We start from the raw sequence: 15942 nt of genomic DNA, 5'->3' as shown, positions 1-15942 counted from the left end.
GACAGCTATCCCATTCCATATCAAATTCAAATTTATCTTAAATCAAAACGATCCAAGTCCATCACTTTACTCCATGCATTGGCAAAGTCTTGTGCAAATTTAGCTTTGGCATCGTTAGAACCATAAACCTCAGCAATAGCCCTTAACTCGGTATTAGATCCGAAAATTAAATCAGCTCGGGTTCCAGTGAACTTGACCTCTCCTGTTCGTCTATCACAACCTTCAAAAGTCGTTTCAGAATCGTCAGTTGCTTTCCACGTGTAAGTGAAGTCTAATAAATTCTGAAAGAAATCATTAGTTAACACACCCACTCTATCTGTAAATACGCCGTGCTTAGAACCGTCGTAGTTCGCACCTAACACACGTAATCCTCCAACTAAGGCTGTCATTTCAGGAATAGAAAGCGTTAATAAATTAGCACGATCCACCAACCAGTCTTCAGCTGCTGCTTTTTGTCCTTCTTTCATATAATTTCTAAAGCCATCTGCTTTAGGCTCTAAATATCCGAAGGAATCAATATCGGTTTGCTCTTGCGATGCATCGACACGACCACTAGTGAACGGAACGTTTACAGAAACACCTGCATCTTTAGCCGCTTTTTCAATAGCTGCCGTTCCGCCTAAAACGATGAGGTCTGCCATGGATACATTTCCGAAATCATCTTTAATATCTTTTAGAACATTCAATACCTTACGCAATTGCGCTGGATTGTTCACTTCCCAGTTGTTTTGAGGCGCCAAACGAATACGTGCACCATTGGCACCACCACGTTTATCTGAGCCTCTAAAAGTTGATGCAGATCCCCAAGCCACAGATACCAATTCTGAAACTGATAATCCTGAATCTAGAATCTTAACCTTCAATGAAGATACGTCAGTATCGCTCAAGGTCTGGCCACCTTCTGGAAGTGGATCTTGCCAAAGTAATTCTTCAGACGGTACTTCTGGACCTAAATAGCGTGACAAAGGCCCCATATCTCTGTGGGTTAATTTATACCATGCTCTAGCGAAGGCATCTTCAAAGGCTGCATGATCGGTATGGAACTTCTGAGAAATCTTGGCATACGTAGGATCTACCTTCAAGGCCATATCCGCAGTAGACATCATCAAAGCTTGTGTCCCATTAGCATCACCAGCTTTTGGCGCCATACGTGCATTAGATGCCGCAGTCGGTGTCCATTGGTGTGCGCCAGCAGGACTCTTAGTTAATTCCCAATCGTAATTTAATAAAACGTCGAAATAATCATGATCCCATTGTGTTGGGTTTGGTGTCCAAGCCCCTTCTAAACCTGAAGTTATGGCATCATCCAAAACACCAGATTGAAATGTATTTTTCCACCCTGTACTCATTTCTTCAATTTTAGCACCGTGTGGCTCAACGCCTACATACTCGCCTGGATCAGCCGCGCCATGTGCTTTTCCAAAGGTATGTCCACCGGCAACCAAGGCTACGGTTTCCTCATCATTCATGGCCATACGACCAAAGGTTTCGCGGATATCATGCGCTGAAGCTACAGGATCTGGATTACCGTTAGGGCCTTCAGGATTTACATATATTAATCCCATATGCGCAGCGGCTAGTGGTGCTTCTAAATCACCTTCGGCATAACGCTCTTCGTTGCCAAGCCATTCAGTCTCAGAACCCCAGTAGATGTCTTGCTCTGGTTCCCAAACGTCTTCACGTCCGCCTGCAAATCCGAAGGTTTCAAAGCCCATAGATTCTAAAGCGCAGTTTCCTGCCAAGATCATTAAATCTGCCCAAGAGATATTTCTCCCATATTTCTTTTTAATCGGCCATAGTAACAATCGTGCTTTATCCAAGTTTCCGTTATCTGGCCAGCTATTTAACGGTGCAAAACGATGCGTTCCCGAAGACGCACCACCGCGTCCGTCGCCGATTCTGTAGGTTCCTGCACTGTGCCATGCCATACGGATCATAAAACCTCCGTAGTGCCCATAATCTGCTGGCCACCAATCTTGGGAATCCGTCATTAAATCAATAACATCTTGCTTTAAGGACTTAAAATCTAAACTGTTGAAAGCCTCTTTATAATTAAAGTCCTCGCCCATTGGGTCTGACTTCTTCGCATTTTGTCTTAAGACATTTAATTTAAGTTCGTTTGGCCACCAATCGCGATTGGTTGTGCCATGTCCTGCAGTATTCTTCTGTACCCCGCCCATAAACGGACATTTAGCTACAGCGCTTGGGTCATTAATATCCCAAACATTTGTGTGGTCGTTACTCATGGTAATCGATTTATTTTGATTAGACTTTTATTCTGAAAATTGTAGCTATAAAATTATGAAATTCTAAGCCCTTAATCGAATAGACTCATTTTTTATTGGAATATTTTGATAGGCAAAATTAATATGAAGTGAATTTTAGATAGTCGTTACAAATTACAATTAATGGGTCTTAAAAATCCCAGAAAATTCGTATCTTAAGTATTCATTTTAAATCCTGAAGCTATGAGCGAAACCGATTATACCAAAGTTTACGAAGGAAGTTTTATACTTTCAGAACGCATTAACACTGAACTTAAGTCGCAAGGCATTAATACGCTTCTAAGGGACCATGGTGAATCCCAACGTCTTTCGGGATATCCTATTTCGCTAAATGATTTCCGAGAGATTTTTGTGAACAATGAAGACGCTACAAAAGCATTGGAAATTGTTAATCGGGTAAGAGCAGAGATGGAAGCTTGATATTCTTAATTTCCTATTCCTTAATTATTTATTCAAGTCGATTATAATTCACTATCGAGTGAAATAAGCCATAAAAAATAAATAATACAGGCTACGCCGTTACCGCATACATCTTTTCGCGTTGTTCCTTGATTTTTGAATCGCTCATGTACTCATCAAATGTCATGTAACGGTCTATAACACCATTTGGCGTTAACTCAATGATTCGGTTACCAACGGTTTGTGCAAACTCGTGATCGTGCGTGGTTAAAAGTACGGTACCTTTAAAGTTTTTTAGTGAGTTATTGAAGGCCGTGATACTCTCCAAATCCAAGTGGTTGGTGGGTTCATCTAGCATTAAAACGTTGGCACGCATCATCATCATGCGAGATAGCATACAACGTACTTTTTCTCCTCCAGATAAGACATCAGCTGTTTTCAAAGCTTCCTCGCCACTGAAAATCATCTTTCCAAGGAAACCACGGATATTTACTTCTTCGCGCTCTTCTTCCGTTTGTGCCCATTGTCTTAACCAATCGACTAAGGTTAATTTTTCTTGAAAGAAATTACTATTATCCAACGGCAAATAGGACTGTGTGGTGGTGACACCCCAATCGAATTTTCCGGAGTCCGCTTTTTCGTAGCCATTCAAAATTTGATAGAATGCCGTTGTCGCTCTAGAATCTTTAGAGTAAACCACGACTTTATCGCCTTTCGCTAAGTTGATATCTATATTTCTGAATAAAGTTTCACCATCTAAAGACGCTGACAATCCTTCAACATTCAAAATCTGGTCTCCAGCTTCTCTATCACGTTCAAAAATAATGGCTGGGTAACGTCTACTCGATGGTTTAATGTCAGAAATATTCAACTTATCTATCATCTTCTTACGACTTGTTGCTTGCTTAGACTTCGCCACGTTAGCCGAAAAACGTCGGATGAATTCTTCCAATTCCTTCTTCTTATCCTCAGCTTTCTTGTTTTGCTGGGCGCGTTGTCTGGCAGCCAATTGCGAGGACTCATACCAGAAGGTGTAGTTTCCTGAGAAGTGGTTAATCTTTCCGAAGTCAATATCTGAAATATGTGTACATACCGCATCTAAAAAGTGACGGTCGTGAGATACCACAATGACGCAATTGTCATAGTTGGCCAAGAAATTTTCCAACCACGAGATCGTTTCGTAATCCAAGTCGTTGGTTGGCTCATCCATAATCAACACATCAGGATTTCCGAATAAAGCCTGCGCCAATAAAACACGGACTTTTTGCTTACCGTCTAAATCTTGCATCAAGGAATAATGCAAATCTTCCTTAATCCCAAGGTTAGACAACATAGCGGCGGCATCGCTTTCGGCATTCCAGCCGTTCATTTCTTCAAACTGTACTTGAAGCTCACCTATTTTCTCCGCATTCTCATCCGTGTAATCTGCGTAAAGGGCATCGATATCAGACTTCAATTTGAATAAAGGCTTGTTACCGCGTAAAACCGTTTCCAAAACCGTATGCTCATCGTATAAGTTGTGATTCTGCTCCAAAACCGACATACGCTTACCTGGCTCTAAATGCACGTGACCAGATGTTGGGTCCATCTTTCCTGCTAAAATCTTTAAGAATGTAGATTTTCCCGCACCATTGGCACCGATGATTCCATAGCAGTTGCCGTTGTTGAATACCGTGTTTACTTCATCAAACAACACACGTTTTCCAAATTGAACCGAAAGATTAGATACTGATAACATAACTTATACTATTTGTCGCCCGCTGAGGCCATTTTTTTGAGACTGCAAAAGTAGAAAATTATGGTCTATTGACATAATAAAACCGAATGCAAGTAGAGGTACAATGGCGTAAATCATAATATTTAACGACCCATTAACAAGCGCAAGGCACTTCAAAACATATTTTTGTTGGAATGACTAAAAACTACGACGCTTCTTTATGAGATATTTTGCCCTATACTTAGTATCGGTTTTAAGTGTTATCGGTTGCTCTGAAAAAGACACGAACCACGCCTATCTTGGTGGGGAAATTACCAATCCTAAAAGTGATGTCGTTATTCTAGTAAATCCTGATGGCAAAACGATGGATACCGTTGCCTTGGATGCCAATAATCGTTTTATATATAAAATTGAAGAAGCTACTGCTGGAATCTATTCCTTTAGACATGGTGGCGAATATCAAGTTGTTATTATTGAACCGAAGGACAGTCTAATGCTTCGTTTAAATACTACGGATTTTGACGAATCCTTAGTGTATACTGGTGAAGGCGCGCGAAAGAACAACTACTTTTTAAGAACATTTCTTGAAAACGAAAAAGAAAGCAGAAAGCTTGTTAAATACAGTAACAAAGAACCTGAAGAGTTTCTCGCTTTCATTAACGAGCGTCACGCACGAGAAATCAAAGCCTTTAATGACTACATCGCCAAGAAGGATATTTCGGAATTTTCAAAAGGTATTATTCAAGCGAACATCAATTATCATAACTACGCTGATAAAGAAATTTATCCCTTTGCCTATTTTGGAAACAATAAGTTAGTTCATGTGATGGATTTGCCTGAAGATTTTTACGATTATCGCACATCTATAGATTACAATTCCAAGCACTTGAGTGAATTATACGATTACAATCGCTTTATGTTTTCACATGTTGACAATTTGGCACTGAACCAGTATTACAAAGACAAAGCTTACCATTCAACCTTTGACCGTCATGAGCTGAGTTATAACATGGCAAAAATTGATTTAATTGATAGTCTTATTGAAGATTCTGAAATAAAAAATAATTTACTAAAGTATAAGACTAGGGAATTCATCAATCATAGTATTGATGATTCTGAAATTGCTCAAGTCTTGGGCTATTATTTAGAGCGGTCTACCTCTGAAGACGATAAGATTATGATGCAGAACCATGTCAATTCTATAAAAAAGTTACGCCCAGGGCGTGATTTACCAGATTTGATGGTATACAATATCAACCGAGAAGAGTTTAAGATTTCAGAGTTGGTTAACCAGCCGACGCTTATCTATTTCTGGTCGTCCAATAATATTATGCATTATAGGACTAGCCATTACCGCGTAAAAGAGCTCCGAGAAAATTATCCGGAGATGGATTTTATGTCCATTAATATTAATGACAATTCGGAGCAGTATTGGGCAGAAACACTTCAGAAATATAAATTCTCACTAGAAGACGAATACCGCTTTAAAAACTTAAAAGAAGCGCTTAGAACCTTAGCCGTCAACTACGTTTATAAAGTAATCATAGTAGATAAAGACGGGGATATCGTTCATCCTAACGTTAACATTTATAGTGATGATTTTGAAATTCTGCTTCAGGATATGAAGCTAAAAAAAGCGCTTTCCATTTAAGGAAAACGCTTTAAAAACTTAGTTCTTAAGGGTTTAATTTCCCTTTTTATAATCGGCCAAGAATTTCTCCAAACCGATATCAGTCAATGGATGTTTTAATAATCCGGTGATAGAACTTAAAGGTCCTGTCATTACGTCTGCGCCCAATTTGGCGCAATCAATAACGTGCATGGTATGTCTAACCGATGCCGCTAAAATCTCTGTTTCAAACGCATAGTTGTCATAGATATGTCTTATTTCCGCGATAAGGTTTAAACCATCCGTAGAGATATCATCCAAACGTCCAATAAAAGGTGATACGTAAGTTGCTCCAGCTTTAGCCGCCAACAACGCCTGACCAGGCGAAAACACCAAAGTTACGTTGGTTTTAATACCTCTGTCCGAAAAATACTTACAAGCCTTAACCCCATCTTTAATCATGGGGAGTTTAATCACAATTTGGTCATGCAATTCTGCCAAGGCTTCACCTTCTCGTACCATGCCATCAAAATCGGTAGAAATGACCTCAGCAGATACATCGCCGTCCACAATATTGCAGATATCTACATAATGTTTCATGATGTTATCCGTACCTGTGATACCTTCTTTGGCCATTAATGTCGGATTGGTGGTGACACCATCTAAAATACCCATGTCTTGGGCTTCCTTAATCTGCTCTAAATTGGCAGTATCGATAAAAAATTTCATAATGTGTTTAGTATTGAAGTGTTGTGTTTTTCCGTTGCGAATTTACGATAAGTCCTAAGCCTAACATTTAAATGTTATTAAAAGTAATTAACGACTATTCTTTGAATGTAAATTGAACGATTTCACCACTGTCTTTATCTCGAAGCTTTAAGGTGTCCGACTTAAATGTTCTATGGAATTTAGCATCGTTAATTCTTAAATCGGTAGCTAGAACTTGATTATCGAAAAATGTATCGCGTTCCATGGCTCTGTGTTGTTCATCAAAAAAGCCGGACATTAATTCAAAATGTGCTTCAGTATATGGTAAGTGATAATATTTGTGTTTAGGCGTGCAAAATACTTCTATATCAGACATTACTTTTGAATTAACAGACTGGTATTGATGTCTGTGAGGTGCGCCAGGAGGCATTAAAAAGCAGGACGATAAAGTCAATAAAAGAAAGGCGACTATTATTCGTTTCATAAGCCATAGTGCTTGCGCAACAACTTTTCATAAACTTTATCAGGTAAAATACGTTTTAACACCACAGAAAATTTCTGCATAAAAGCTCCAACCTTGTAGTGAATCTTAGGCTTATCGGTTTCAATGATTTTCACAATCATTTTGGCAACATCCATGGGGTCACCACCTTCATCGACATGCGCATCCATCGTTTTTAGAGTTTCGCCATAAACCTTTTCGTATGGTGAACCTTCTAAAACTGGCGCATGGTATCGACCAGCAGCTATATTCGTCGCAAAATCACCTGGAGCTACGTTGGTCATTTCTATACCGAAATCTTTGATTTCCATTCTGAAGGCTTCCGTAATCAATTCCAAAGCACCTTTACTGGCACTATACACACCACGATACGGTAAGCCCATATAACCGGCAATAGAGGTGATATTGATGATTAACCCAGACTGTTGCTTTCGCATTTGTGGTAAAATCCCTTTGATGACATTAATGGGGCCGAAAAAATTGATTTCAAAATTTCGTTTTATTTCTTCACCAGGAATTTCTTCAATAGGACCGGTAATCCCAGCACCAGCATTATTAACAAGAACATCAATACGACCCTTCTTGTCTAAAACCTCAGTAATACAAGCTGAAATCGTTTCAGGTTTGGTAACGTCCAACGCTACTAAAGGAAAAGGATGGTTTTCTATTTTTTCGGGATTCCGACTTGTACCAAAAACCGTGTAGTTTTTCGTGCCGAGGTATTCGCCAATGGATTTCCCGATTCCCGAAGAACCGCCTGTGATTAAAACAACTTTAGACATTAAGACGTTATGCGTTTAGAGTTTATATTTAGAGCTAAAAGTACAAAGTTTAAGCTAATTTGTAGATGAAGAAAACCTTGAATATGGTGTACAAAAAAAGGCAAGCTACCTACATCACACCGCTACGACCGCGTACCTTTGCTGCGTTCCCGCCCTGGAGGATTAAGCAGGAGCTGGTTGTGTAGGACTTGCCGAGCGCAAAGATACAACCTTTTAATACTTTCACAATTTTTTTAATACCAAAATATTATTAAATATCTTGCCCAAAATTTAAAGTTCCACATGCGTTTATTCAAGTATTTCAGCATCATTATCATAGCCCTATCTTTGATGGCTTGCGAAGAAAAAGAACCTCAACTCTCTATAAAAACAACGGCGTCTAACAACACCGCTAAACTGGGCGATGCCGTGAAACTATCCATTAATAATCCTGATGGTTTAAATATTCAATCCGTAGAGTATCTTCTTGATGGTGAGGTCATTTCCAAAGACCTAAAATTGACCGATGTAAAATTGGGACGACAAGCTTTGACAGCCAATGTGATTGTTGATGGAAAAACATACAAAGCGGATGGAAACCTTATAGTTCTAAACAATAAAAAACCCGAATTATATACCTACGACATCGTCAACACCTACCCGCATGATATTACCTCCTATACCCAAGGCTTGGAATTCTACAATGGAGAGCTTTATGAAAGTACCGGGCAGTATGGCGAATCTAAACTGCGAAAGTTAGATTACAACACCGGTGAAGTATTACAGAATAAACTGTTGAGCAATGCCTTTTTCGCTGAAGGCTTAAGTGTTTTAAACGATAATATTTATCAACTCACTTGGAAGGAAAACACGGGCATTATCTACAATGTTAACACCTTTGAAAAGAAAGGAATATTTAGGTATGGCGAAAGCAAAGAAGGTTGGGGATTGTGTAATGACGGTACAAACCTCTACAAATCGGATGGTACAGAACAAATCTGGACTTTAACTACCGATGATTTCACGGAAGCTTCTAAAATTGAAGCCTATACCCATACCGGAAAAATAAAAAGCCTCAATGAACTGGAATGGATAAACGGTAAAATCTACGCCAATATCTATCAAGAAAATGGTGTGGTGGTTATCAATCCAAAAAACGGTGCTGTAGAAAAAGTCATCGACTTTTCGCCTTTAAAAGAATTGGTAACTCAACATCCAGAATTAGACGTACTTAACGGTATTGCCTATAATCCAACAACAGAAACCATCTTTGTCACCGGAAAGAATTGGGACAAGTTGTTTGAGGTTACGATTCGAAAAAAGTAGCGTTTACTCATTAAAACGTAGTCTTCACTCAAAATCCGTTTTAAAATCTCATGGTGTTTGGGACATTTGTTTCAGATACAACCAACATGAGAAAAACAATACGGCTGAACATTCCCGAGCCTTGTCACGAAGATTGGAATGTTATGTCTCCACGTGAAAAAGGACGCCACTGTGTCTCTTGCCAAAAAACTGTAATTGATTTTACAAATGCTACTGACGAAACTATTGTAAAATCATTTATCAACAACCAATCACTTTGTGGACGGTTTAATAGCAATCAACTTGAACGCGATTTGGTTTTAGCGCGAAAAGAGCGCCATACTTTCAGGACATGGTCGACCTCTGCCCTATTTTTTCTGACAACGCTTGGCTTTCAAAAAACAGAGGCACAAACCAAACCCACAAAAATTGAGCAATTCATAAAAGCACATAAGGAACAGGTAAAAAGCAAGCCTTCAGATTCAATCTTACCAACAAAACTTATTACAGGTACTATTATAGCCCAATCTGATTCCTTAGCATTGCCAGGAGTAAACGTTATTATCAAAGGAACAACGACAGGGACACAAACCGATTTTGATGGCAATTTTTCAATTCGTGCTAAAAATGGAGATATATTAGTCATTTCATATTTAGGTTTTGGAACCAAAGAGATTATCGCTACTGGCTCAAAAATCAATATTGCGTTAGAAGAAGATATGATGGGTGGACTCACAGTTGTTGTCGGTGGTATCGGCTCTTACGAATATACTGAATATCAAGAACCTTATCTTACGCCCGAAGAGCGCAAACGTCGTTACGAGCAACGCCTTAAAGCCAAGGAAGCTTGGAAAACTAAAAAGAAAGCCAACCGAGAACGTTGGAAAGCTGAGCGTAAAGCCAAGCGAGAAGCATTCAAAAACGGAAACAAAAAAAGAACTTTTGTCGGTCGCTTTTTGTTCGGGATGAAGTCTGTGTTTTCCAAGAAGTAATATCTTTGAGGAAACGCTTTAGGACTTGCAAAAACTTGTAAAATACATCACTGTAACTCAGGACGACCTCGACGCCCTAAATCACGTCAATAATGTACGCTATGTGCAATGGGTACAAGATATTGCTGAAGAACATTGGTTAAGCAAAGCACCAAAATCTATTTTAGACAGTTACTTTTGGGTGCTCGTTCAGCATAACATTTCATATAAAGGCTCTGCAGTCCTAGGCGACGCCATCCGATTGGAAACTTATGTGGAAAAATCTGAAGGCGTAAAATCCATAAGACGTGTTTCTATGTATAACAATGCTTCAAACCAGCTATTGGTCGATTCGGAAACACATTGGTGCTTTATGGCCAAAGACAGTAGCCGACCAGCCCGCATTACACCAGAGGTTGCCAAACTGTTCAATTAACAATACTTTAGGTTAAAGCTTTGCTAAGCATCAAGGCTATCTCGGACACTTGTGCTTTCTTGTGGTTTCAACCAGTCAACTAAATCATGCGACACCTCATCACTGTCCTTTGTTTATCTTTTATCAGTGCCTCTTGGGCACAGACCATCAATGGGAAAATCTATGATGCTGAAACTACGGTCAAAGGTGCCAAAATCCTCAACCTGTCCAACGGCCTCAACACAAGGTCCGATTCCGAAGGCAACTTTATCATCAACGCTAAAGTCAATGACACACTGGCCTTTGAATCCTTATTCCATCATCCATATAAAGTCGCCGTTAAACAGGAATTTTTTGAAGACGTCTATGTTTTCGAATTGAAAAAAGTCGTCAATGAGCTTGATGAGGTTTTACTTAGCGAAGACCTTAAACCAAAAAAGTTCAAGGAAGAGGACTATAACAGAGACTTGAATAGAATTATTCAAGAAGACATTAAGCGTAACCCAGGTGCCTACACCAATCTCAATGCTATGCCCAAGTATGGTGTTGATTTCGTCTATCTCATTGAGCAATTTTCCAAGCTTTTCAAACGAAAAAAAACGTTCGAAGAGTTAGACACTAATCTAGATTATGACCAAATCATAAAACTATTCAATACTCATAAATTGGTCAATCAGGAAACAGCCATTGAAGAATTAGGTATTCCTGAAGAAAAAATCCCTCTATTTATAGAATACGTCGAAGCACGAGGTATCAAAAAAAGCTTGATAAAGCCTAAAGCCAGTATGGATTTACTCAATCTTATTGTGGGCTACAGTGAGCAATTCAAAATTTTGCTAGAGATTGAAGCCTCACAAAACGAAACCAAAAAGAATTAAGCCTAGCCATACTAAAGGATTGTTTCAAAAGTTATATTTTTAACTCGCAAACCAAACTTGTGTATGAAACGCATCCTCTATCCCATTCTAGTCTTACTCGTTTTAGTCTTTTGGAGTTCTTGTCGTAATGATTTTGAATTCTCCCCAAGTACAGGAAACCTAGAATTTGCAAGGGATACCGTGTATTTAGATACCGTTTTTAACAATATTGGTTCTAGTACTTATAATTTAAAAGTCTATAACCGTTCTGATGAAGATATCGTCATTCCTACCATACAATTAGAACGTGGTACGGCCTCTTTTTACCGTATGAATGTCGATGGGCAAACGGGACTGGACGAAGACCAACAAGGCAAATTTTTTGAGGATATTGAACTTCTAGCCAATGATAGTCTATTTATTTTTATTGAAACGACTATCGATATCAACACACTATCTGCGCTCGACAATGAATTTCTCTACACCGACCGAATATTATTCGATGGTGGGAGTAATCAGCAAGATGTCGACCTAGTAACTTTAGTGAAAGACGCTGTTTTTATCTATCCCCCGTTTGAAGGGGAATCCAACGTTTTTGAAACCCTTACTTTTGATGTTGATGGCGATGGCACTCCCGACGAAACCACCTTTCAAGGGCGTTTTCTCGAAGATTCTGAACTTAATTTCACCAATGAAAAGCCTTATGTTATTTACGGTTATGCTACCGTTAATGAAGGACAAACCCTAACCATTGATGCTGGCGCACGTGTTCATTTCCATTCAGAATCCGGGTTACTTATTACCAATAATGCAAGCCTTCAGATTAATGGAGAATTAAGTACGGACGATGAATTATTAGAGAATCAAGTCATTTTTGAAGGCGACCGATTAGAACCGCTGTTTGAAGATGTTCCTGGTCAATGGGGTACCATTTGGTTATTTAACGGCAGTATGAATAACAGCATCAACTACGCCACAATCAAAAATGCAACGATTGGCATTCTTTCTGAAGGCAATGATGATGCGATGTCTGATAAACTGAACATCACCAACTCACAGATTTATAATTCAAGTGCTTTCGGGATTTTGGGACGTGCCACTTCAATTTCTGGCGAAAACGTGGTCATCAACAATTCCGGACAAGCCTCTTTTGCAGGAACGGTAGGCGGAAGATATAATTTTACTCACAGCACTTTGGCCAATTACTGGGACAATAGTTTTAGGGATTTCCCGTCTGTATTGTTAAATGATTTTGTTCAGGTTGATGAGAATACCATACAGACCAATCCATTAACTGAAGCCAACTTCAATAACTGTATCATCTACGGTAATGATAATCCCGAATTCATTTTAGACCAATTGGGCGATGATTTCAACTTTAAGTTTACCAATTGCCTGTTACGTTTTGATAACGATAATCTTGAAGGCACAGCTAATTACTTATTTGACGATGGCTCATTATTTGACAGTTGCATCTTTAATGAAGACCCAGACTTTAAACTACCCTTTGAAAACGATTTAAGAATTGGAGAAGATTCAGCAGGAAATGGTCTAGCCAATGGCATCTTTTCTAGCCAAGTCCCTTTTGATATTTTAGGCACCGCACGTTCTGCGTCGCCAGATATTGGGGCTTATGAGAGTGTCATTTTTATGGAAGACTAAGCCACAAACAATGGCCTATCCCCCATCAAAGCATTAACTTTCTCAGCAATACCTTGAAGTACAGATTCATTATCGCGATTGTTGATGACTTCATCAATTAAATCCACCACATAAACCATATCATCTTCCTTCAAGCCACGCGTTGTAATTGCAGGAGTTCCCACTCTAATACCCGATGTCACAAAAGGTGATTCCGTATCAAACGGTACCATATTCTTGTTCACCGTAATATCAGCTTTACCTAAGGCTTCTTCAGCATCTTTACCAGTGATGTTTTTGTTTCTAAGGTCGATTAACATCATGTGATTGTCCGTTCCTCCAGAAATCAAATGGTAATCTTTCGCGACAAACGCTTTGGCCATAGCTTCAGCATTTTTCTTCACCTGAAGCATGTAGTGCATAAACTCATCCGTTAAGGCTTCACCAAATGCAATTGCCTTGGCCGCAATAATATGTTCTAAAGGCCCACCTTGATTCCCTGGAAAAACACCAGAATCTAACAAACCAGACATTTTTCTAAGATTGCCATTCTTTAATCGGATACCAAACGGGTTGTCTATATTTTCGCCCATCATAATCATACCACCACGAGGGCCACGCAAAGTCTTATGTGTTGTTGTAGTTACGATATGGCAATGTGGCATTGGGTCATTTAATATACCTTTGGCAATCAGACCTGCCGGATGAGAAATATCAGCCAATAACACAGCACCTACATTATCGGCAACTTCACGGAACTTCGCAAAATCCATATCACGAGAATAGGCAGACGCGCCAGCAATAATCAGTTGTGGCTTTTCCTTTTCAGCCACGTCAGAGAGCATCTCATAATCAATATAGCCTGTATCTTTCTTTACCCCATAAAACACGGGATTGTAGAGTTTTCCTGAGAAATTCACGGGAGACCCATGCGTTAAATGGCCACCGTGCGACAAATCAAAACCAAGAATTTTATCCCCAGGTTTTAAGCAAGCGTGGTATACGGCTGTATTCGCCTGACTTCCACTATGAGGTTGTACATTGGCATAGGCCGCATTAAATAAAGTTTTGGCACGGTCAATGGCAATCTTTTCCACTTCATCCACAACTTCGCAACCACCATAATAACGCTTACCTGGATAGCCCTCAGCATACTTGTTTGTTAAGACAGAACCTGCCGCTTCCATCACTTGGTCACTCACAAAGTTTTCCGACGCAATAAGTTCAATGCCATCAGTTTGGCGCTCTCTTTCGTCTTGTATTAAATCAAAAATTTGTTCGTCGCGTTGCATATATGAAGATTGTGTTAAATGAGTTCCAAAAATACGGAAACATTAGTTTTAAGTTCAAAAATTATGTAGGTTTGAATAGAATAATATGAACAATTAATCAACACCAAACCTATGCCTTTATCAGCCAATAATCCAAATCGTCGTTCGTGGTTATATGTCAATAAAAACTCGGATTTCCCCATTCAGAATATCCCGTTCGGTGTGTTCCTGACCAAAGAAGATATTATTACCATTGGCACCCGAATTGGTGATACTGCTATAGACCTTGGCGCCTTGCATCAGCTCGGTTATTTTGAAGGCATTCCGTTAACCGATGATATCTTTCTTCAGGATACCTTGAATGATTTTATTGCCGACGGTAGAAAAACATGGCGTTTGGTACGAAACCGAATTGCCGAAATATTCGATGCTGAAAACGATACACTAAAAAATAATACAGCGCATAAGGAAACTATTTTATTCCGATTGGATGAAATTGAAATGCAAATGCCAGTCTACGTAGGTGATTACACCGATTTCTACGCCAGCAAGGAGCACGCCACCAATGTGGGTATGATGTTTAGAGACCCGGAAAATGCATTGCTTCCAAATTGGGTGCACATGCCTGTAGGTTACCACGGAAGAAGTTCGTCGATTATTACAACACATATTCCTATCCATAGACCACAAGGGCAAACTATGCCCGAAGGCGCTAAAACACCCGTCTTTGGCCCTTCAAAACTCGTGGATTTTGAATTGGAAATGGCTTTTATTACCACAGATGCCAATGAATTGGGCGAACCGATTCCAATCAACGAAGCGGAAGAATATATTTTCGGATTGGTTTTATTCAATGATTGGTCAGCACGTGATATTCAGAAATGGGAATACGTACCACTTGGGCCATTTTTAGGTAAAAGTTTTGCGTCATCCATTTCGCCTTGGATTGTGACTTTAGATGCTCTTGAACCCTTTAGAGTAGAAAGTCCAAAGCAAAACCCAAAACCTTTGGAGTATCTTCAAACCAAAGGCAAACACAGCTTCGATATTAATTTAGAAGCTGGTATTATTCCAAAAGGCTCAAAGGAAACTACGGTCTGCCGTTCTAATTTTAAATATATGTACTGGAATATGGCGCAACAATTAGCGCATCACACCGTCAACGGCTGTCCAGTAAATTCAGGTGATATGATGGGCTCTGGGACAATCTCCGGTCCAACTGAAGATTCTTACGGTTCTATGCTAGAATTAAGTTGGAAAGGCACCAAACCACTTAAAATGAAAGACGGTACGGAACGAAAATTCGTCAATGACCACGATACGGTCGTTATGCGAGGCTACTGCGAAAACGACGATGTCCGTATAGGATTTGGGCAATTAAAAACACAATTATTACCGGTTTTTGAGCCGAAGAAGAAATAATTTATTTCATAGTAAAAAACCTACCCCATCGGGTAGGTTTTTGCTTTTGGAGGTTTTCGTAATTTTAAGGCCAGCTAAA

14 protein-coding genes and 1 other RNA gene are annotated in these 15942 nt (G+C 39.5%); 8 read left to right on the top strand and 7 right to left on the bottom strand.

All coding sequences use genetic code 11. The features are described 5' to 3' along the window. Positions 1 to 32 precede the first annotated feature (32 nt). On the bottom strand, positions 33 to 2246 hold the full coding sequence (gene katG / locus ACFOSX_RS09440) for a catalase/peroxidase HPI (RefSeq protein ID WP_386099772.1): 2214 nt from the start codon (positions 2244 to 2246) through the stop codon (positions 33 to 35). A 222-nt stretch (positions 2247 to 2468) separates the two neighbouring features. On the opposite strand from katG, the gene ACFOSX_RS09435 reads away from it, so the two are divergent. Continuing rightward, positions 2469 to 2705, top strand: a complete 237-nt coding sequence (locus ACFOSX_RS09435; RefSeq protein ID WP_386099769.1) for a putative signal transducing protein — start codon at positions 2469 to 2471, stop codon at positions 2703 to 2705. A 91-nt stretch (positions 2706 to 2796) separates the two neighbouring features. Here ACFOSX_RS09435 and ACFOSX_RS09430 read toward each other — a convergent pair whose 3' ends face one another. Further along, entirely contained in the window at positions 2797 to 4422 is a 1626-nt protein-coding gene (locus ACFOSX_RS09430; RefSeq protein ID WP_386099766.1) for an ABC-F family ATP-binding cassette domain-containing protein, read from the bottom strand. 199 nt (positions 4423 to 4621) lie between these two features. Between ACFOSX_RS09430 and ACFOSX_RS09425 the strand changes: the two genes are divergently transcribed. Beyond that, positions 4622 to 6052, top strand: coding sequence for a TlpA family protein disulfide reductase (locus ACFOSX_RS09425; protein ID WP_386099763.1), 1431 nt, complete (start codon positions 4622 to 4624; stop codon positions 6050 to 6052). A 33-nt stretch (positions 6053 to 6085) separates the two neighbouring features. Here ACFOSX_RS09425 and fsa read toward each other — a convergent pair whose 3' ends face one another. The 4 genes from fsa to ffs all read right to left on the bottom strand — a co-directional run bounded on the left by fsa (position 6086) and on the right by ffs (position 8196). Beyond that, the gene (gene fsa, locus ACFOSX_RS09420) at positions 6086 to 6739 is read right to left on the bottom strand and encodes a fructose-6-phosphate aldolase (protein ID WP_386099760.1); all 654 of its coding nucleotides are present in this window, start codon (positions 6737 to 6739) and stop codon (positions 6086 to 6088) included. Positions 6740 to 6833: 94 nt separating this feature from the next. Then, on the bottom strand, positions 6834 to 7202 hold the full coding sequence (locus ACFOSX_RS09415; protein ID WP_386099757.1) for a hypothetical protein: 369 nt from the start codon (positions 7200 to 7202) through the stop codon (positions 6834 to 6836). Then, the gene (locus ACFOSX_RS09410; protein ID WP_386099754.1) at positions 7199 to 8002 is read right to left on the bottom strand and encodes an SDR family oxidoreductase; all 804 of its coding nucleotides are present in this window, start codon (positions 8000 to 8002) and stop codon (positions 7199 to 7201) included. Before ACFOSX_RS09410 ends, ACFOSX_RS09415 begins: the two co-directional genes overlap by 4 nt. A gap of 95 nt (positions 8003 to 8097) precedes the next feature. Beyond that, positions 8098 to 8196, bottom strand: an RNA gene (gene ffs, locus ACFOSX_RS09405) — signal recognition particle sRNA small type. An 88-nt stretch (positions 8197 to 8284) separates the two neighbouring features. Here ffs and ACFOSX_RS09400 point away from each other — a divergent pair. The 5 genes from ACFOSX_RS09400 to ACFOSX_RS09380 all read left to right on the top strand — a co-directional run bounded on the left by ACFOSX_RS09400 (position 8285) and on the right by ACFOSX_RS09380 (position 13191). Continuing rightward, entirely contained in the window at positions 8285 to 9307 is a 1023-nt protein-coding gene (locus ACFOSX_RS09400) for a glutaminyl-peptide cyclotransferase (RefSeq protein WP_386099751.1), read from the top strand. An 86-nt stretch (positions 9308 to 9393) separates the two neighbouring features. Continuing rightward, the gene (locus ACFOSX_RS09395; RefSeq protein WP_386099748.1) at positions 9394 to 10278 is read left to right on the top strand and encodes a carboxypeptidase-like regulatory domain-containing protein; all 885 of its coding nucleotides are present in this window, start codon (positions 9394 to 9396) and stop codon (positions 10276 to 10278) included. 25 nt (positions 10279 to 10303) lie between these two features. Then, positions 10304 to 10693 carry an acyl-CoA thioesterase gene (locus ACFOSX_RS09390; protein WP_386099745.1) on the top strand — a complete coding sequence of 130 codons (390 nt, stop codon included), beginning with the start codon at positions 10304 to 10306 and terminating at the stop codon, positions 10691 to 10693. 86 nt (positions 10694 to 10779) lie between these two features. Further along, positions 10780 to 11550, top strand: coding sequence for a hypothetical protein (locus ACFOSX_RS09385; RefSeq protein WP_386099742.1), 771 nt, complete (start codon positions 10780 to 10782; stop codon positions 11548 to 11550). A 63-nt stretch (positions 11551 to 11613) separates the two neighbouring features. Beyond that, on the top strand, positions 11614 to 13191 hold the full coding sequence (locus tag ACFOSX_RS09380) for a hypothetical protein (protein WP_386099739.1): 1578 nt from the start codon (positions 11614 to 11616) through the stop codon (positions 13189 to 13191). Here the strand turns inward: ACFOSX_RS09380 and ACFOSX_RS09375 are convergent. Further along, the gene (locus tag ACFOSX_RS09375; protein ID WP_386099736.1) at positions 13188 to 14462 is read right to left on the bottom strand and encodes a serine hydroxymethyltransferase; all 1275 of its coding nucleotides are present in this window, start codon (positions 14460 to 14462) and stop codon (positions 13188 to 13190) included. The genes ACFOSX_RS09380 and ACFOSX_RS09375 overlap by 4 nt on opposite strands. A gap of 111 nt (positions 14463 to 14573) precedes the next feature. Here ACFOSX_RS09375 and fahA point away from each other — a divergent pair, with 111 nt between their 5' ends. Further along, complete coding sequence (gene fahA / locus ACFOSX_RS09370) at positions 14574 to 15863, top strand: fumarylacetoacetase (protein WP_386099733.1); 1290 nt, start codon at positions 14574 to 14576, stop codon at positions 15861 to 15863. Positions 15864 to 15942: the final 79 nt, after the last annotated feature.

This window comes from Winogradskyella maritima, from assembly GCF_042650215.1.
Lineage (GTDB): Bacteria > Bacteroidota > Bacteroidia > Flavobacteriales > Flavobacteriaceae > Winogradskyella > Winogradskyella maritima.
This window is presented reverse-complemented; position numbering and strand designations above follow the sequence as displayed.